A 19,853-nucleotide genomic window follows, 5' to 3' on the forward strand; every position below is an offset into this window, starting at 1 on the left:
TCATCGCGCCGACGCGATCGCCGCCAGGCGGTCGGCGGCCGGCGCGACCGCTCCCGCCCAGTCTCCGACGGATGTCTGCCGGAACAGCGTCAGCGCCGGATACCAGGGGCTGTCCGACCGCTCGTTGAGCCAGCGCCAGTCGGCGTGATATTTCAACAGGCCGAAAGTCGGCACGCCCAGGCTGGCCGCCAGATGAAGGGTCGCGGTGCAGGACGACACGACGAGATCCAGCGCCAGGATGGCGGCGGCCGTCTCGGCGAAATCGCCGAGGTCCTCGCCCGGAACCAGCATGGAGCGGGCGAAGTCGCAGGCGGCGATCTGGTCGAGCCCGTCCGTCTTCTGCAGACTGACGAAACGGACGCCTGGAACAGCAAACAGCGGCTCCAGCGCCGCCAGCGGCGGCGACCGGCCGGCGTCGGCGCGAGCCTTGGGATTGCCCTGCCAGATCAGGCCGACATTCAAGGCTTCGCCGGCGAAACGGCTCTTCCAGGCGGACACGCGGACGGGATCGATGTTGAAGATCGGCGGCGGCGGCACCGTGTCGACCGTGACGCCGAAAACCAGCGGGAGGCTGAGGATAGGCACTTCGAGGTCCATCTGCGGGCGATTGCGGCCCTGCTCGATCAACACCACGTTCGGCCCGAAATCGATGGAGCCGAACAGGTTGAGCAGAGGTCCGCGCATTTCCAGCAAGACCTTGCCCACGCGGCGCGCCGCTTCCGAGACGAACCGGATGAACTGGATATTGTCGCCGAAGCCCTGTTCGCCGTGAACCAGCAAGACCCGACCGGGCGCAGGCGCGCCATCCCAGCGCGGCACGCTGAAGTCGCGCTTGCGCATTTCCTTGCTGCCCCAGCGCGCTTCGTAATCCAGGAAGCCGCCGGGAAAATCGCCGGCGAACAATTTGGCGTGGGCGTGATCGAGGATCAGATCGAGATCCTCGCCGTCGAGCGACCGGGCGATGTCGAAGGCCGCGAGCGATTCGGCCGGACGATGGAGATCGCGCATGGCGTTGCCCAGGCCGCGATGGGCCTTGGACAATTTCGGCTTCAGCCGGATTGCGGCGCGGTATTGCTCCACCGCCTCCTCGAAGCGGGTCGCGTCCCGAAGGATGTTGCCGTAGGACAGATGCGCCTCGGCCGTCGGCTTGATGGCGATGGCGCGCGACAACAGGCTCATCGCCTGCTGCTGCCGGTTCAGGCGCCGGAGCGCGATGGAATAGTTGGTCAGAAATTCCGGCGAGTTTTCGCCTTCACGCTCGGCCTCGCGGAAGAGCATGGCGGCCTGGGCGTTGCGGTCGAGATGCAGAGCGCTGACCCCCAGCATATGCAGCGCGCTCGGGCGCAGTTTCTTGTAGCCGAGCACGCTGGAGAAACCCTGCTGGGCGGCTGCAAAGTCGTTTCTGCGCTGGGCTTCATGCGCGGCGTTGTAGGCCGCCAAGGGATCGAAGGGCTTGATCTCGCCCGGCGTCGACGGCGCGGCGACGCGGCGCTGCGACAGGTCGCCGTCGACCAGTTTCTGGAGCGCGGCAGCGATGCGTCCCATCACGGCGGCGAAAGGCTTGGGCTCCACCTCGCCCGCGAAGCGGCGGAACAGCCGCGTTTCTGGATACCAGGGACTGTCGGAACGATCCCGGAGCCAGCGCCATTCCGGATGCGCCTTCAGCACGACCCAGCAAGGACGGCCGAGCGCGCCCGCGAGATGGGCGACGGCGGTGTCGGAGGTGACGATGAGATCGAGATTCATCATCGCGGCGGTGTCGGCGAAAGCCTGCTTGCCCGCATCGTAGTCAGGGCCGGGGCGCTCCACCTCGAACAGGCCGTCGAGCGCATCGATCTGTTCCTCGCCCTTGCCCTTCTGGAGAGCGATCAGCCGCACGCCCGGCACTTGCGCCAGCGGTTCGAGCGCGGTGAGCGGATAGGATCGACCCTTGTCCACTTTGGGATCGGGATTGCCCTGCCAGACGATGCCGACGCGGAAGCCTGGCTTTTGCGCCAGCCATTCCGCCCATTTCGTCACCCGTTCGGGATCGGCGGTGAAATAGCTTTCACGCGACGGGATCGTCTCCAGCCGCATTCCGGTCAGGCCGGGCATGCTCATCATATAGGCCATCGCGTCGGTCTTGGGCAGCTTGTCGCCATCGCCGAACACGCCATCGACGCCCGGCACGGTCTTCAGGAGATGACCGATGACGGAGCGGCAGGCGATATAGACCTTGTCGGCGCCGCGCTCCTTGAACCAGGTCGCATAGCGGCAGAACTGGAAAGCGTCGCCGAAACCCTGTTCGGCCATCAGGAGGATCTTCAGCCCTTTCGGGTCACTGCCGTTCCAGAGCGGCACGCGCGGGCGATTGGCCATCAGGCCGAGCTTTTCGGATTTCAGCCGCCATTCGTAGTGCTGGAGGCCGCGCTCGTAATCGCCCTCGTTGAGCAACGCCATGCCGAGCGCGAGATGGGCGTCGGCATAACCGGGACGAACATTGATGGCGGTCATGAAGGCGCGCTTGGCCGCCTCGTCGTCATCGCCCTCCATCTCGGCGATGCCGAGATTGTTCCAGCCTTCGGCATGCTTGGGATCGATGGCGACGGCGCGACGCTGGTAATACAGCGACAGGCCGAGTTCGCCGTGATTGCGCTCGTAGACGCCGAGATTGGACAGTGCGTCGGTGTTCTTGGGATCGAGGAAGGACGCCTGCTCCCATGCCTCCGCCGCCGCCCGGAATTTCTCGGCGGAATTGAGCGTCGCGCCGAGTTGGACCCAGAGCTTGGCGTTTTCCGGCTCGAGGTCGACGACGCGGCGCATCGCCCGCTCCGCTTCGAGATGGTTGCCCATATCGGTGTAGACCGACGAAAGCGCGGTCAACACCGGGATCGACTTCGGTTCGCGCTTGGCCACCGGTTCCAGTCGCGCCAGCGCCTCCGCATATTTGCCCTCGGCGGATTCGCGCTTGGCGAGGGAAACCTGCGACGGCGTGTGAGACGGATTGACGGCGAGCGCGAAACCCAGCGCGCGGCGGGCATCGGCCCGCTGGCCGAGACTGTCCAGCAAAACCGCGAGGTTGCTCCAATAGTCGGCGGTTCCAGGCGCGAGCGCCACGGACTGCAAGGCGAAGGGCAGCCCCTTGCGGGCCGCCTCCGCGCCGCGCCGGCCGCCTTCGAGCAGCGCCATGGCGTTGAGGTTCATCAAATGGGCGTCGCCGCGCCGATAGGCGATCGCCTTGCCGTAAATCGCGATCGCATTCTGAAATTGGCCGAGACCGTGCAGCTTGACGCCGTCCTGAACCGGGCGATCACCATAATCCTGACCGAGCTCCCCGAACAGGGCTTCGAGATCGGCTGCGGCTTCTTCGAAAAGCGGACGCCAGTCGCCGGCCTCTTTCTGCCGGAACAGACGCATATTGGGATACCAGGGCGTCACGCTCCCCTCGCCGCCCCATCGCCAATCCGGCGCCTTTTTCAGGAAGAGCCAGACCGGCCTGCCCAGAAGCCCCGCCAGATGCGCGACCGCAGTATCCGAAGTGATGACGAGATCGAGCGAGAGGATCATCGCCGCCGTGTCGACGAAAGCCTCGTCGCCCGCATCGAAGTCACCGCCCGGAGACAGGATGCGCAGGCCGTCGGGGACCGCTTGGTCGAGACCGTAATGCCGCTGCAGCGAGATGAAATTCGCCCGGTCCGACAGCGACGCCAGCGGAGCCATGGCGGCGAGCGGAATGGACCGGCCGATATCGACCGCAGTCTTGGGATTGCCCTGCCAGCACAGGCCGATCCGCCATGTTGTCTTGGATTCGCCGCGCTGCCCGAAACGGCGCCATTTGGCCATCCGCTCCTCTTCAACGCGGAAACGGCTCACGCCGATGGGCACATTGCCGGGTTCGAGCCTGGCGAGCCGCGGCAGCGACATCAGCGGCAACCAGGCGTCATGCTCCGGCAACGGCTCGACATCGGAGCGCAACCGAATGTCGCCGTTGGTGAAGACGTCGAGGCGCGAGAGAATGTTGAACATCCGCGGATGACAGACGAAGACCAGGTCCCCGACGCGCTTTCGCGCCGCAGGCAGCAGGCGGAGGAACTGAAAAACGTCGCCGAATCCCTGTTCGTGCACGACGACCAGCCGACCTTCCGGCAATTCCTGACCGGACCAGAGCGGCGCATTCGACACCGGGCTCTTTTCGAGCGCCGACGACACTCTGAGCCGTAATTCGTAATCGTCCCAAGCCTGCAGCCAATCGCCGCCATAAAGCCGGTTCACCGCGATATTATAGCGGAGCAACTCCCATTCCGGCCAATGCTTGAGACCTTCGACATAGTGATTGATGGCGGCGTCGATCAAGCCGAGATTACGCAGCGATGCGCCGCCATTGATGAACGCGGTCTTCTGCAAGGGATTTCGCTGCAGCACCCACTCGAATTCCGCCAGCGCTTCGCGGTCGCGGCCGAGCGACTGAAGAGCCGCGCCGTGCGCCAGATGGGCTTCGGGGCTCTCGGGCGCGGCTTTCAGCGCGGCGGCGGCCAACTGCTGGGCGCGGCCTTTTTCGTGCAGATCGAGAGACGCTTGCGACGCCTGGACAAGAAGGCCGGCATTGCCGGGCTCCATCTCCAGCCCCCTGGCGACGGCCTCATAGGCCTCCGCCAGCCGTCCTGCGCGGGACAGGGCCACGCCGAGATTGGTATAGCCGCCGACGCCCGAAGGCCGCAGCGCCACCGCCTGTTGCGCCGCCGCGACCGCGTCTTCGACCAAACCGGCCCCGAGCAAGGCGGTCGCATAATTCTGCCAGACGCTCGCCTGCGTCGCGTCGAGTTCGAGCGCGCGCCTGAAATAATCGAGCGAATCGAGCGACCGCTCCGAAAGATGCAGTCCGACCCCCATATAGTGATAGACGGAGGCGTCGGTGGGATGGAGCCGGGAGAGATCTTCCAGAGCCGCCAGACTTTCCGCCACCTTTCCGTCGCCAAGCATTCGCCGACAATCTTCCACGGAATAGCGCTCGACCCCGGTCATCTCCCCGCCCATGCTCTCTTCGCTCCTGTTCGTCCGGCGGCGACCCGCCTTATTGGACCTTGTATTTCTGGTAGGATTTCTCCTCCATAAGGCCCGACCCTAGCGCGAAGTTGACCTCGCGCTTCAATTCGGCGCGTTTGTCGTTGGTAATGTAGACCGAACGGGCGAGCTGGACGAATTTGTCGCCGAAATCACCGGCGTTTTCGCAATCGCGAATATCGTCCTCGATGTCCCAAAGGGCGGCGTTGACGTCGTAGAGCGCCTTGGTGAGCCTTGAGACCTCGTCATTGCGGGCATGATCGCCGAGCTTTTCTGTCAGCAGCGCCAATTCCTTGCGGACATTGGCCAGCTTCGCCTCGTCGGTCATCCGGTCGGATTTGATCTGCAGGATGGTGATCTTGTCGACCAACTCCCCCAGGACACGGGTGCTTCGATCATCGTCTCTTCCTCGCTTATCAAGAATCATAATCGTCGGTTCGCGAGATTAAGGGAGCGAGGCGAAAACGGAAAACGAAAAGGGCGCGGATCGCTCCGCGCCCTCCCCTTAATTCGAGGCTTCGCCCGTTACACCGACCAGCTGATGTCGGTTTCGCTGAGCTTGCCGGCGGTGATGTTCGACAGCTTGATGCTGAGATCCGCCGAACCGTCGCCGTTGGTGTCGACTTCGAGCAGCTTCGTCGCGGTGACGAAGCGGGCTTCCGCCGCGCCGCTGGAGGTCCAGCCGCTGTTGTCGCCGAGATAGGTCAGCGAGCCGGAGCCGCCCTCGAGGTAGATCACGTCGGTATCCACTGCGAAGTCCGTGATGACGTCGGTATTGCCGGCGTTCGTCGTCACATTGAAGTGGAACTCGTCCAGGCCGCCGCCGCCGGTGACAGTGTCGTCCGCCGCGCCGGAGGTGAAGATATCTCCACCCGAGCCGAGGGACACCACCGCGCCCTGAGAGCCGGTCGTGACGATTTCGTCGATGCGGGTCGAGCCGGTGATGGTTTCCACGTTGGTGAAGGTCACATCCGTGGTGTCACCCGAGAGGATCACCGTGTCGGCGCCCGCTCCACCGTCGACCGTCGAGCTAGAATAGCCCGAAGTCAGGGTGAAGGTGTCGGCCGAACCGCTGCCCGTGATCAGCTCGACCGCCGTAAACGTGCCGGTTGCGGCAGCGCTGAAGGTGATCGAGTCCGTACCCCCACCCAGCGATACGCGGCCGGTGAAGGACGATGTGACGCTGATCGTATCCGCGCCGGTGTCGCCGGTGACGGTTTCGACGCCCGAGATGGTGACCGTATTGTCATAGGCTCCCATCACGATCGTGTCACTGCCGGAGCCCAGGTTGAAGATGCCGCCGGTGCCGCCCGCGAGCGTCACGACATCCGAGCCCGTTCCGCCGGTCACCGTATCGACATTCGACACCGTGAAGACCGAGCCGCTGTCATTCGCGATCAGCTTGTCGCCGCCCGAGATGAAGTCGAACCAGCCGCCATAAGCGCCGCCGTCCCCGATGGTCACCGTGTCGTCGCCGGTGCCGCCGGTGACGCTTTCGATGCTGACGATCGTCAGACCGTTGGTGGCGTTGTCGAGAATGATCTTGTCATTGCCGCCGCCGAAGTCCGCCGACGCCAGCGCCGCAGCGCCGGAGATCGTCACGATGTCGGCGCCGGAGCCGCCCACCAGGCTTTCCGCATTGGCCACCGTGCCGGTGAAGCCCGCGTCGAACCAGGAGAGACGATCGCTCGTGCCGCCGCCGAGGTCGATGAGTTCCGCGCCGCCCGAAGAGATGGTGACGAGGTCGTTGCCGGAGCCGCCGGTGATGGTTTCTGCATTGGCCGCCGTGATCGTGGCGCCCAGGGCCGCATCCAGCGTCAGCTTGTCGGAGCCGGCGCCGAGGTCGATCGTCAGCGCCGTGACGGCCTGGGCGAAGGTCACGAGATCCACGCCTGTGCCACCGGTGATCGTTTCGACATTGGCGACGGTGATGTCGTTGGAGAAGTCGCCGAGCACGATCTTGTCGCGGCCCGCCGCCAGATCGAAGTCGTCGCCCACCACTGCCGTCGAGAATGTCACCACATCCTTGTTGGCCGAACCGACGATGCTTTCGACGTCAGAGACCGAGATCGTGGCGCCCGCCGTCGAGATGTCGAGGACATCGGTACCGGCTTTGCCGTCGATCGATCCGGCGGTGAGAGCCGCCGCGATCTTGATCAGGTCGGCGCCGGTGCCGCCCGTGATCGTTTCGATGTTGGACGCCGTCAGCGTGTTGCCGCCATTGGCCAAGGTCAGGCTATCCTTGCCGCCGAGCAGGTCGATTGCCGCATCGATCTGGTCGACGATGGTCAGCACCTGGGTGCTGCCGCCGGCGATGATCGTTTCGACGCTGTCCAAGGTCGCCGTCACGGCAGCCGCGGAGAAGTCGACGGTGTCGGAGCCGTTGAAGAGGCCCAGGGTGAGGCTCGTCGCCACGCCGGTGATAACGATCTTGTCGTCGCCGGTCGTGCCGACCACAGTCTCGACATTGGCCATGGTGACCGTCGCCGCCGCATCGAGGCGGATGACGTCGATGTCCGTGCCGCCGACCACGCTTTCGACCGCGATGATCGAGATGTCGCTCGCCGTGTTGCCGAGGACGATCTTGTCGTCGCCGGCGCCGAGCGTGTAGAGCTCGCCGGTCGCCGCCGCGGCCACTGTGATGAGGTCGTTGGCGGCCCCGCCGGTCACCGTTTCGAAGTTCGACACGGTGACGGTGGCGCCGGCGGCAGCCAGCGTCAGACTATCGATGCCCACGCCGCCGTCCAGATTGCCGCCGGTATAGGCCGCCGACAAGGTGATCGTGTCGGCGCCGGAGGAACCGACGAGCGTTTCGACGCCCGCAATCGTCAGCGTGTTGGGCGCTGCAGCGAGGGTCAGCGAGTCGTTGCCGGCCCCGAGATCGATGAGCTGCGCCGTGATGCCGCTCAGCATGGTGATGATGTCCATGCTCGCGCCGCCGACGAAGCTTTCGACGCCGTCGAGAGTGGCCGTCACGTTGAAGTCGCCGAAGACCACGTTGTCGCCGGCGTCGCCGCCGAGATCGATCGTCAGCCCGGTCGAGCCGCTGTTGACATACACCTTGTCGACTTCGCTGGATCCGCCGGTCACGGTTTCGACCGAAGCCACCGTGATCGTCTGGGCGCCGTCGAGGACGATGGTGTCCGTACCCGTGCCGCCCGTCACCACATCGACGTCGGTGACGTTGATGGAGTTGGTGAAGTTGGCGAGCGTCACCGAGTTGGCGCCGGCCTTGAGGTCGATTTCCACGCCCGAAGCCGCGACACTGAAGGTGATGAGATCATCACCCGCCGCGCCGGTGACCGTTTCGATGCTTGCGAGCGTGATGGTCGCGCCGCCTGCAGCCGTGGTCAGCGAGTCGTTGCCGCCCTGGCCGTCGAACGTGCCTTCATAGGCAGCGCCGAGGGTGATGAGATCCACCCCGGCCGATCCGGTGACGGTCTCGACATTGCTCACCGTCAGCGTGTTGCCGCTTCCGACCAAGGTCAGAGCGTCTGCGCCGCCGAGCAGGTCGATCGCCATAGCCACCGAGTTGTTGATGGTGATGGCCTGAGTGCTCGCGCCGCCGGTGATCGCTTCGACATCCAACAGGGTCGCAGTCGCGGCCGCATTGGTGAAGTCGACGCTGTCGCCGGTGCCGCCGCCGAGCTCCAAGGTCATGCCCTGGCTCAGACCCTTCACGGTCACGACGTCGTCGCCTGCATTGCCGAACACCGATTCCACATTCTCGACGGTGAACGTTCCGGCGGTAGAGCCGACGAGCGTGACTTCGTCGATGCCGGCGCCGAGGTTGATGTAGGATCCGGTCACACCATCTTCGAAGTAGATGATTTCGACGCCCGTGCCGCCGGTGATCGTTTCGACGGCATCGACCGTCAAGGTCGCGCCGCTGTTGCTGGTGGTCAGCGCATCGTCGCCGCCGTCGAAGTAGTACTTGCCGGAGGCTTCAGCGCCGCTCAACACGACCATGTCGACATTGGAGCCCGCCGCCACCGTGAAGGTGTCCACACCGCTCACGGTCACCGTGCCGCCGTCGTTCAACATCAGAGTGTTGGCGCCGGCGCCGAGCGAGAACGTGCCATCGGCAGCGTCGTCGACGATGATGTAGTCATCGCCGGCCACGCCCACGACCGTTTCCACATTGGTGACGGTGAAGCTGTTGTTCACAGCAGCCAGCGTCAGCATGTCGTCGCCGCCACCGAGGTCGACGACCTGGTCGGTCATGCCCGAGCCGAGGGTGATGACTTCGATGCTCGCGCCGCCTTCGATCGTTTCGACGTTGGTCAGCGTTGCCGTGGTGTGCGCGGTCGCGTCGAAGATGACCCAATCGTCATCCGCGCCGCCGTCGATCACCATGCCGGTATGACCGCCGGTCACGGTGATCTTGTCGTCTTCAGCGCCGCTGTTGATCGTTTCGACATTGGCGACCGTGATGGTCATACCCGCCGAAGCGCCCGCATTGGCGTTGATCGTGTCGTCGCCGGCGCCGAGGTCGATCACCGCGCCTGCTTCGCCGTCGACCAGCGTGACGATTTCGATGCTCGCGCCGCCGGTGATGGTTTCGATGTCGTCGACCGTCAGCGTCGCGCCGAGCGAAGACGTGGTCAGCGTGTCGATGCCCGCGCCGCCGTAGATTGCCATTCCGGCTTCAGCGCCGGACAGGATGATGTTGTCGCTGTTCGTGCCGGTGACGGTGACGACTTCGATGCCAGACGCCGTGATGGTGCCGCCCTGCTCGATCGTAAGCGTATCGGTGCCGCCAGCGAGGTTGAGGACCATATCGGCAGCCGCCGAGGTGTAGATCACGTCGTTGCCGGCGTCGCCGACCACGCTTTCGATGTTTGCGACCGAGAGCGTGTTGGCGAAGTTGCCGAGCGTCAGCTTGTCTGCCGCAGAGCCGCCGAGATCGATTTCGCCGCCGGTCACCTGGGTGAGGATCGTCAGAACTTCGCTGGACGCGCCGCCGACGATGGTTTCGATGTTGGACAGCGTCGCGGTGACGTTGCCCGTGCCGTCGAAGGTGATCTGGTCGTCGTCTGCGGCCAGGTCCACCGTCAGGCCGGTCGCCGCGCCGACGACGATCAGGTCGTCCTTGCCGGAAGAACCGGTGACGTTTTCAACCAGCGAGATGGTCAGCTGATCGGTGGCCGTCATGATGATCGAGTCGATGCCCGAAGAACCGGTGACGGTTTCGATGCCGGTGACGCTAAAGTTGTTGCCGCCGACGGTCAGCAGCAGCGAGTCGTTGCCTGCGCCGAGATCGAGGTTGATGCCGCTGATCACGGTCGCCGCGGTGATGACGTCGTTGCCGCCGGCATCCGCGATGCTTTCGATGTTGGCGATCGTCAGCGTTGCGCTGTTGGTGTCGAAGTCGAGCACATCCGCGCCCGCGCCGCCATCGATATAGCCGCCGTCATAGACGCCGCCCAGGGAGATGAGGTCTATGCCCGAAGAACCGTTGATCGTTTCGACCGCCGTCGCCGTCAGCGTGTTGCCGGCGGAGGCGAGCGTGATCGAGTCGGAGCCGCCTTCCAGATCGACAGCCATGGCGATGCTGTTCGCAAAGGTCAGCACTTCGACGCTGTTGCTGGCGTGGACGACTTCGACATCGGTCAGCGTCGCGGTGACGTTGGCGTCGTCGAAGTAGACGACGTCACTGCCGGCATCGAGGCTGATGGTCATGCCATCGGAGTTGCCTATGACATGGATTTCGTCGGCAGCCGTGCCGACGCCCGTGATCGCTTCGACATTGGCGACGGTGATGAGCAGATATTCGCCGCTCGCGACCGTGACGCTGTCGACGCCATCGCCGAGATCGATGACCGAACCGTCAACGACGTCGGTGCTGAAGGTGATCTTGTCCTTGCCGGAGCCGCCGGTGATGGTTTCTGCGCCGTCCAGGGTCACCGTCGCGCCGAAGTTGGAGGTCGTCAGCTTGTCGACGCCGCCCTCGAAGTAGACGGTCAGGCCGGTCGCCGAAGCGCTCAGCGTCACATCCTGGTTGTTCGCGCCGGTCGTGGTCAGCGTTTCCAGACCGGAGACGGTGACAGTGCCGCTGGAGAGGAAGTCAAGCGTGTCCGAACCGAGGCCGAAATCACCCGTGAGCGTGGTTGCGCCGTCGAGAACGACGTAGTCGTCGTCGCGTCCGCCGGTGATGGTTTCGACATTGGCGATGGTCAGAGAGTTCGCAGCGCTGGCGAGCACGATCGCGTCGTTGCCAGCCTTGAGGTCGATATAGTCGCCGTCGCGCTCGTCGGTGAAGGTGATCACTTCGATGCCGGCTCCGCCGACGACCGATTCCACGCCTTCCAGGGTGACGGTGGCCGCGGTCGAGGAGAATTCGACCATGTCGTCGCCGTTGCCGAGGTTGATCGACATGCCGGTCGCCGTGCCGGTGACCATGACGTCGTCATCGCCGGTGTTGCCGCTGATGACTTCCACATTGGCGACCGTAAGGGTCACGCCGCCGGGGCCGTCGGCATAGATCGCATCGGCGCCCGCGCCGAGGTCGATGGTCGCACCGGTCTCGGTGTCGAGCAGGGTGACGATGTCGATGGACGCGCCGCCGGTGATCGTTTCGATCGAGTCGACGGTGACCGTCGCGCCTGCAGCGGCGAGCGTCAGCTTGTCGGCGCCGTCGCCGAAGTACAGGGTCATGCCGGTTTCGGCGCCCGCCAGGGTGACGAGGTCGACCGAAGTTCCGGTGACGGTGTAGGTTTCGACGCCGGAGATCGTGAAGCTGCCGCCGTTGGACACTTCCAGCGTGTCGGAGCCGGCGCCGAGATTGACGGTCGAGCCGGATGCGGCGCTGTCGATGATCACATAGTCGCTGTCGCCGTTGCCGGTGATCGTCTCGACATCCGTCACGGTCAGCGAGTTGGCGTTGTTGGACAGGGTCAGGAGTCGTTGCCGCCGCCCAGATCGACGCTCGCGCCGTCAGCCGCGGTAGCGAGAACCACGACGTCCGTGGACGCGCCGCCTTCGATGGTTTCGACATTGCTGATCGTGGCGGTGCCGCCCGCATTCAGCGTCAGGGTGTCGTCGCCGTCGTCGAGATCGATCGTCAGAACGCTCTGGGCGGTCAGGATGGTGATGCTGTCGCCGTTGTCGGAACCGACCACGCTTTCCACATTGCTGAGCGACAGCGTCGCGTCGGACGACGTAGCGGACAGATCGACGAGGTCGACGCCGAGGCCGAGATCGTAGGATCCGCCGGTCATTGCGCCGGTGACATAGACGAGATCAGCGCTCTTGCCGCCGACGATGGTTTCGACTTCGTCCACCGTGAGCGTGTTGAGGAAGTTGCCGAGCGTGATCTTGTCGGCGCCGCCGCCGAGATCGACCAGGCGATCATCGACGATCGTCGCGAAGACGACCGAGTCGGAGCCCGCCGCGCCGGTAACCGTTTCGACGCCGTTGACTGTGATCGTGCCGCCGCTGGCCGAAGAAGATGACGGTGTCGTCGCCGTTGCCGAGGCTGATGGTCGCGCCGGTGACGGCGGATGCGCCGCCCAGCGTGATGGTTTCATCGCCTGCGCCGCCGGAAATGGTCTCGACGTTCGTGACTGTGGCGGTCGCGTGGCTCGATCCGGTAAAGGAGACGGTGTCGTTGCCGGCGCCGAGGTCGATCGTGCCGCCGGTCATGTCGGAGGCGACGATGATCGACTGAACCGACGCGCCGCCGGTTACGGTTTCGACGTTCATCACCGAGAAGGTGCCCGTCGCATTGTCGAGCGACAACGTGTCGGCGCCGCCGGCCAGATTGATCTGGGTGGTGGTCTTCATCGCGCCGTAGACGGCGACGATGTCGTCATTGCCGCCGCCGATGATCGATTCGACATTGGTGACGCTGAACGTGCCGGCCGACAGCGTGGCCGAGATGTCGAGCGTGTCGACGCCCACGCCGAGGTCGAGCACCATGTAATCGGCGACATCCGAAGCGACGACGATATCGGCCGATTTTCCGCCGATGACCGTTTCGATATTGGCGAGCGTCACCGTGTTGAGGTAGCCGCCGAGCGTGAGCTTGTCGATGCCGCCGCCGAGATCGATCGTGCCGGAAAGCTGAGAACCAAGGGTGATGACGTCGACATTCGTCGCAACGCCGGCGGTGATCTGCTCGACGCCCGAAACGGTGAATGTGCCGCCTGCGGCGCTGATGTCCAGAACGTCGTTACCGGTCTTCAGGTCGATGGTGACGCCCGCGGACGCGCCCTCGACGATGACCTTGTCGTCTCCGGCGTCGCCGGTGATGGTTTCGACATTCTCAACGGTGACGGTGTTGGTCGCATTGGCGAGGGTCAGCTGATCCTTGCCCGCGCCGAGGTCGATGGACACGCCCTGAGCTGCGTTGCCGAGGGTGACGCGCTCGATCTTTGCGCCGCCGGTGATGGTTTCGGTGTTGGACACCGTGAGGCTCACCGCGCCGGACGAAAGGTCCAGCGTATCCGAGCCGCCGCCCAAATCATAAGAGCCGCCGGTGATGCCGGCGGTGAGCTTGATATATTCGTTCTGGTTCGAACCGGTGATCGTTTCGATGTCGGCGACGGACAGCGAGTTCTGGAAGTTGCCGAGCGTCAGCGAGTCGTTGCCCTTGCCGAGCTTGATCACGGCGTCGGTCAGGATGGTCGAGGCCACCACGACATCGTTGGAGAGACCGCCGTTGACGGTTTCGATGTTGGAGATGGTGAGGGTGTTCAGCGCCTTGGCGAGGGTGATCGTGTCGTCGCCGCCGGCCAGGTTGATGGCGAGGTTAGCCGCGCCGGTGAAGATCACCGTGTCGTCGCCGCTCTTGCCGACGATCGTTTCAATGTCGGAAACCGAAACCGTGGCTCCGTCGGTGTCGAGCGTCAGAGTGTCGTCGCCCGCGCCGAGCTTGACCGTGCCGCTGATCGCGCCGTCGACGGTGACGCTGTCGTCCTTGCTGCCGCCTTCGATGGTTTCGACGTTCGAGACCGTCAGTTCGTTGGCGAAGGAGCCGAGCACGACCTTGTCCTTGCCGCCGGCCAGATCGACCTCGACGTCATAGGCGCGACCGGTGAAGGTCACGGCGTCGACGCCGGTGTTGCCGGTGATGTTTTCCACGCCCTTGACGCTGATCGCGTTGGCGCCCTTCGCCATGATGACGGTATCGTCGCCGGCGCCGAGGTTGAGGTTGATCTTCTTCGTGACGAGGCCGAGCGTGATTTTGTCGTCGGCTTCGTCGCCGATCACCGTCTCGACGTTCGAGATCGTCACGGTCGCGCCGTTCTCGTCGATGATGAGCTTGTCGTCGCCGGCGGCGAGGTCGATCTTGCCGCTGTTATAGGCGCCGTCGAGATAGACGATGTCGGAAGAGGCGGCGCCGACGATCGATTCGACCTTTTCGAGATAAACGGTGTTGTTGAACTTGCCGAGCGTGACCTTGTCGTTGCTTCCGCGCATGTTCACTTCGACGCCGCGAGCGGCGGCGGTGAAGGTCACGTTGTCGGCGCCGGTGCTGCCCGTCAAGGTTTCGATGTTCGCCACGCTGACGGTCGAGATCGCCGTCAAGGTCAGTTCGTCGTCGCCGCCCCCGAGATCGACAACCGCCTTCTGCGACGTTGCGAACGTAATGTCGTCATCGCCAGCGCCCCCGCTGACGGTTTCGACGCTTGTGAGCGTAAGCTTGTTCGTGGAGCCGTCCAGCGCGAGGCTGTCGGTGCCGCCCGCCAAATCCAGCGATCCGGAGACCGAGGAGTCGATGAGAATGATTTCGGACTTGGAGGTGCCAGTGACCTCGGCCAGGCTACTGACAGTTACGGTCTTACTTCTAATCGCCATGATACAGCCCCTTTTGCGTATTTGGGGGCATCGTATGCGGGAATGATTACTTAAAACTTACCGTATAGGTACTAGAAAGCATGTCGCGATTAAAATTCTTCAATATTTTCAATAAGGCTCACTTAGTGAAGAGCATTTTTGCCGCCTAGGATTTTAATAAACTGATTTACACACGGCGACGATTCAGACGCAATGAGTGGCGGTTATTTTATCATTATGACCTAAATTAAGCACAGCCCGGACGCCTGAAGTGTCGGCGCATGGCGTTTCTCGACCGACGCAAGTTCAACGCACATCGCCGCGAAAGGACGAGCTTCGATCTACCTGAACATGGCGGGATATAGAGTATAGGGGTCGTGACACCTCCGCCTTGTCGGTGGGAGCCCGCCCGCGGATGCGCGTTGTCAGATGGCGCAGAAGCGTGACAAGCTTCACGGAAGAGAAGATTCGCCCCGCTTCTTCGGAACATGCAAACAACACTGGGTTGAACCTAACGAGGAATTGAACATGGCCAATTCGGACTTGATGTCGACGATCTCCACGTCCCCGGCGGCGGGAGGAGCCACGTCTGTCGGGGGAACCGGACGGAATATCATCGACGGTGTGTTGAGCGGATATAAATGGAAAGGCGACGCGTTGTTCTACGCTTTTCCCGACAAGGCGTCGGACTATAGCTACGGCGGTGAGAAGAACCATGGTTTCGGCGCGGTAGAGCAGAACATCCGATCGGCGGCGCGTTACACTCTGGACCAATCCTATGCCGGCAAGGCCAATGACGGTTTCTCGGTCGAAGGTTTCACCAAGCTTAGAATCGCCGAAGGATCCGACGCCAAGTCGGATATACGCTACGCCGATTCCACCTCCGCCAATCCAACCGCCTATGCTTATTATCCGAGCAACCATTCGAGCGGCGGCGATGTCTGGTTCGGCGACAACTTCGACTACGGAAACGCCAGAATGGGCAACTACGCCTATCTGACCGTCATTCACGAAACGGGACACGCGCTCGGCCTCAAACACCCGCATGAGGCGAGCAACGGCTTCGGACAAATGGCGCGCGGACTGGATTCGCTCGAATATTCGGTGATGTCTTACCGGAGCTACACCGGGGCTTCGACGACGGCGGGTTACACCAACGACGTGTGGGATTATCCGCAGAGCTTCATGATGGCGGACATCGCCGCTCTGCAGCATCTGTATGGCGCCGATTATTCGACGAATGGCGGCGACACCGTCTATCGCTGGAGACCCGACAGCGGCGCGACCATCGTCAATGGAGACGCGGCCTTCAAGCCCGGCGCCAACCGGATCTTCGCAACCATCTGGGACGGCGGCGGCGTGGACACCTACGATCTCCGCGCCTACAAAAACGATGTGACCATCGACCTGCGGCCCGGTGAGGAATCGCGGTTCAGTCGCAGCCAGAGCGCGCATCTCGATTTCGACAATCCGTCCAGGCTGGCCAAGGGCAATATCTACAACGCCCTCCTTCACGAGAAGGATGAGCGTTCGCTGATCGAAAACGCCAAGGGCGGCGCGGGCGACGACGTGCTGAGGGGCAATCAGGGCGAAAATCGGCTCTGGGGCGGCGATGGCGGCGACAGGCTGATGGGCGGCGGCGATCAAGACGTCCTGGTCGGCGGCGGCGGCGCTGACGTCTTCGTGTTCGAGAAGGGCTGGGATCGCGACCGAGTGCAGGATTTCGGAGGGGCCGATCTGATCGATCTCAGCGATTTCAACATTAAGTCCTTTGCGGCGCTGAAACAACATTTCGAACAGATGAACTATGGCGTGGTGCTCGATTTCGGCGGCGGCGACGCCCTGGTGGTGGCCGGCGCCAAAATCGCCCAACTCGACTCCGGCTCCTTTATCCTCTGACGGCGTCGCAGAGTGAGCAAACGAAAAGGGCCGCCCGACATCCGGGCGGCCCTTCCGATTCTATAGAGAGTAAAGACGAAGCTTATTCGCCGGCGTCTTCGGCGGCGGCCTTCTTCTTCGGCGCAGCCTTCTTTTCGGCGCAGCTTCGACGGCCTCGTCGCCGGCCTCTTCGGCCTTGGCTTCCGCCTTCGACGCCTTCTTCTTCGGCTTTTCAGCCTTGTCTTCCGAAGAGGCTTCAGCCTCGTCGTCGGCCATCAGCTCTTCCTTGGTGACGACCTTGTCGGTGACCGAGATCTGCGTCAGCAGGTGATCGACGACCTTTTCTTCGAAGATCGGGGCGCGCAGGCCGGCAATGGCGCCGGGCGTTTCGCGGAAATACTTGATGATTTCCTTTTCCTGGCCCGGGAACTGCTGCATCTGCGCGTAGAGCGCCTTGTTCAGTTCGTCCTCGGACACCTCGACGCCGGCCTTTTCGCCGATTTCGGAGAGAACCAGGCCGAGCTTGACGCGGCGTTCGGCGAGCTTGCGATATTCTTCGCGCGCCTTTTCTTCCGTCGTGTCTTCGTCTTCGAAGGTCTTGCCGGACTGGGCGAGATCGGAGGCGATCTGACGCCAGATCTGCTCGAACTCGGCGTCGACGAGGCGAGCCGGGGTGTCGAAGGCGTAGAGCGCGTCCATCTGGTCGAGCAGCTGGCGCTTCAGCTTCTGGCGGGTCACCGTGCCGAACTGGCTCTCCAGCTGGCCGCGGACGATTTCCTTCAAGCGATCGACGGATTCGATGCCGAGCTTGGAAGCGAGCTCGTCATTGACTTCGAGCGCTTCGGCGGCAGCGACGGCCTTGACCTTGATGTCGAAGGTGGCGTCCTTGCCGGCCAGGTTGGCGGCGGGATAGTCGGCCGGGAAGGAAACGTTGATGACCTTCTCGTCGCCGGCCTTGACGCCGACCAGCTGGTCTTCGAAGCCGGGAATGAAGCGGTTGGAGCCGATCACCAGTTCGGCGCCCTCGTCCTTGCCGCCGTCGAAGGGAACGCCGTCGAGCTTGCCTTCGTAGTCCATGGTCACGCGGTCGCCGTTTTCAGCCGCGCCGTCCTTGTCGGCATAGCTGCGGGCGCTCTCGGCGATGCGGAGGATCTGCTCTTCGACTTCGGAGTCGGGAATTTCCACGACTTCGCGGGTCACGGCGATGGAGCTCATGTCCTTGAGTTCGATCGGCGGGATCACTTCGTAGGACAGGGTGAATTCGAAATCGGCCTCGGCGGCGAGGATCTTGTCGGCTTCCGCCTGATCTTCCGTCATGGCGATTTCCGGCTGGGTGGCGGACTTTTCGCCACGACCGGTGAGGATTTCGGTCGGCCGGTCACGAATGATCTCGTTGACCAGCTCGGCCATCACCGACTTGCCATACATCTTCTTCATATGGGCGAAGGGCACCTTGCCGGGACGAAAGCCGTTGATTCGGACGCGGCCTTTCACTTCCTCAAGCCGCTCGTTCATCCGAGCTTCCATGTCCTTGGCCGGGATGACGACCTTGAGTTCGCGCTTCAGCCCGTCCGCGAGCGTTTCGATAACCTGCATGTTCCTACCTTCATAATCGCGGCGGCGCAGCAGAACGCGCCAGCCTCTCGTTGTAGATGAACTCCACCGCTCATCCGCCGGAAAAGCGCTTTATGCAAATTCGAGTCCTTTTGCAAGCAAAATGGGCCGGGAGAGCCGGAGTTCCCGTCTTTTCCGTGCCGTTCGCCTGTGCATGCCGATTGTGCGGGAAAGAACCCGCTTCATATAATTCCGCCAGAGGCTGGTGCGGGTGGAGGGACTCGAACCCCCACGCTTTTGGCGCGAGAACCTAAATCTCGTGCGTCTACCAGTTCCGCCACACCCGCATCACATACACCGCGTCGAGCGGCGTCTTGGGCGCGTCCTTAGCACCCGCTTTTCGGCATGGAAAGAAAAAAGATCCGTAATCGGCCCGGCTTTTACACAATGTAAAGCAGAGCTTACTAAAATGGCTCCATGGCTGGTCTTCCGGAAAGCCATGCAAGGACAGCATACCGCCCCTGAGTTTTTGCGCTGCAAAAAAGAGATTTGTCATACTATTCTCTCTTTCAACGACAGGGCGGACCTGACGAGACGGATTGGCAATACGTCGGCGCGCAAGCGCAACTGCCCTCCCGCAAGGGTGAATCGAATTCGGGGTCGCGATCTCCTCCTCCCACGCGCCCCGATGTGACTGACGACACTCCTCCTCCCAGTCGTCGGTCAAATCCAACGACGCCCACCGGACCTCCTCCCCCGGTGGGCGTTTTGATTCCGGGGCTCGCAGTCGTTTGCGCGCCTGGAAGGCGTTCTGGGGGCGACTGGTCGCGACCGGAGCGAACGCCGGCCGGATTTGCCTCGGATACCGCGATCGCATGTTTCCTCATGCGCGGATCGGCGCGCTTCTCATCCATCGCCGCCGCCGGGGACATGATCTCGACTTCGGTCTCCAGTTTCGGCGTCTCGGTCGTCGCAAACCGCCTCGACGCCTAGAAAAGAGGCGAATTGATCACAAAAGAGCCGCGGATTTGCCAAAGTGATTAATAAAAGCCAAATCTTGTGAGATACTTAGGTTAATGAGATGCGATTTTTGCATAGGTGCACTGCTGCATTGGCGCTGGTTTCATGTGCGCCGCAGCATTATCTTCGGATCATGAAATTCAGAGCGGCCAACCGGACCGCTCCAGACCGAAAAGGAACCGCATCATGAACATCGCTCGCGCTTACAACAACTGGGTCAAGTATCGCCAGACCGTCACCGAACTCGGCCGCATGACCAATCGCGAACTCAGCGATCTCGGCATTGCCCGCGAAGACATCCGTCGCGTTGCTCGCCAGGCCGTTCGCTAAGCCTCGCAACACATCCGATTTTCGAAAGCCGCCGGAGCGATCCGGCGGCTTTCGCGCGTTATGGCCGTGACGCTGCACAGCACCCAGCTCGCGCGCGCCTCGCGGCTCCTCTGTCTTCGTCGGAAACGCCGGAGAACCAGCCTTTGGTTAACGCGGATTTGGGAAACGCACGGCCGTTAACCAGTGGCGAAACTTTGCCCCGCGCCTCGTTATTGTGCAATGCATGCTTATTTGCATAGCAGGTGCACATA

At 63.0% G+C, this 19,853-nt stretch carries 6 protein-coding genes, 1 tRNA gene and 1 pseudogene; 2 read left to right on the plus strand and 6 right to left on the minus strand.

The features are described 5' to 3' along the window. The 4 genes from H2O14_RS03365 to H2O14_RS03380 all read right to left on the minus strand — a co-directional run bounded on the left by H2O14_RS03365 (position 1) and on the right by H2O14_RS03380 (position 14,841). Complete coding sequence (locus H2O14_RS03365; RefSeq protein ID WP_182826511.1) at positions 1 to 5,013, minus strand: tetratricopeptide repeat protein; 5,013 nt, start codon at positions 5,011 to 5,013, stop codon at positions 1 to 3. Positions 5,014 to 5,050: 37 nt separating this feature from the next. Further along, the gene (locus H2O14_RS03370) at positions 5,051 to 5,410 is read right to left on the minus strand and encodes a DUF6165 family protein (RefSeq protein WP_246697279.1); all 360 of its coding nucleotides are present in this window, start codon (positions 5,408 to 5,410) and stop codon (positions 5,051 to 5,053) included. A gap of 155 nt (positions 5,411 to 5,565) precedes the next feature. Then, positions 5,566 to 11,907, minus strand: a complete 6,342-nt coding sequence (locus H2O14_RS03375; RefSeq protein WP_182826513.1) for a calcium-binding protein — start codon at positions 11,905 to 11,907, stop codon at positions 5,566 to 5,568. Positions 11,908 to 12,390: 483 nt separating this feature from the next. Next, the gene (locus tag H2O14_RS03380) at positions 12,391 to 14,841 is read right to left on the minus strand and encodes a beta strand repeat-containing protein (RefSeq protein WP_182826514.1); all 2,451 of its coding nucleotides are present in this window, start codon (positions 14,839 to 14,841) and stop codon (positions 12,391 to 12,393) included. 507 nt (positions 14,842 to 15,348) lie between these two features. Between H2O14_RS03380 and H2O14_RS03385 the strand changes: the two genes are divergently transcribed. Then, positions 15,349 to 16,719: a M10 family metallopeptidase gene (locus H2O14_RS03385; RefSeq protein ID WP_182826515.1), complete on the plus strand. Its 1,371-nt coding sequence runs from the start codon at positions 15,349 to 15,351 to the stop codon at positions 16,717 to 16,719. An 82-nt stretch (positions 16,720 to 16,801) separates the two neighbouring features. Here H2O14_RS03385 and tig read toward each other — a convergent pair. Together tig and H2O14_RS03395 are read right to left on the minus strand one after the other, a co-directional pair. Beyond that, positions 16,802 to 18,294 (minus strand): annotated as a pseudogene (gene tig, locus H2O14_RS03390) (trigger factor). 221 nt (positions 18,295 to 18,515) lie between these two features. Further along, positions 18,516 to 18,599, minus strand: a tRNA-Leu gene (locus tag H2O14_RS03395). A gap of 859 nt (positions 18,600 to 19,458) precedes the next feature. Here H2O14_RS03395 and H2O14_RS03400 point away from each other — a divergent pair. Next, the gene (locus H2O14_RS03400; protein ID WP_182826516.1) at positions 19,459 to 19,602 is read left to right on the plus strand and encodes a DUF1127 domain-containing protein; all 144 of its coding nucleotides are present in this window, start codon (positions 19,459 to 19,461) and stop codon (positions 19,600 to 19,602) included. Positions 19,603 to 19,853: the final 251 nt, after the last annotated feature.

The organism is Rhizobium sp. G21 (genome assembly GCF_014158035.1).
In the GTDB taxonomy this organism is placed as follows: domain Bacteria; phylum Pseudomonadota; class Alphaproteobacteria; order Rhizobiales; family Rhizobiaceae; genus Rhizobium_E.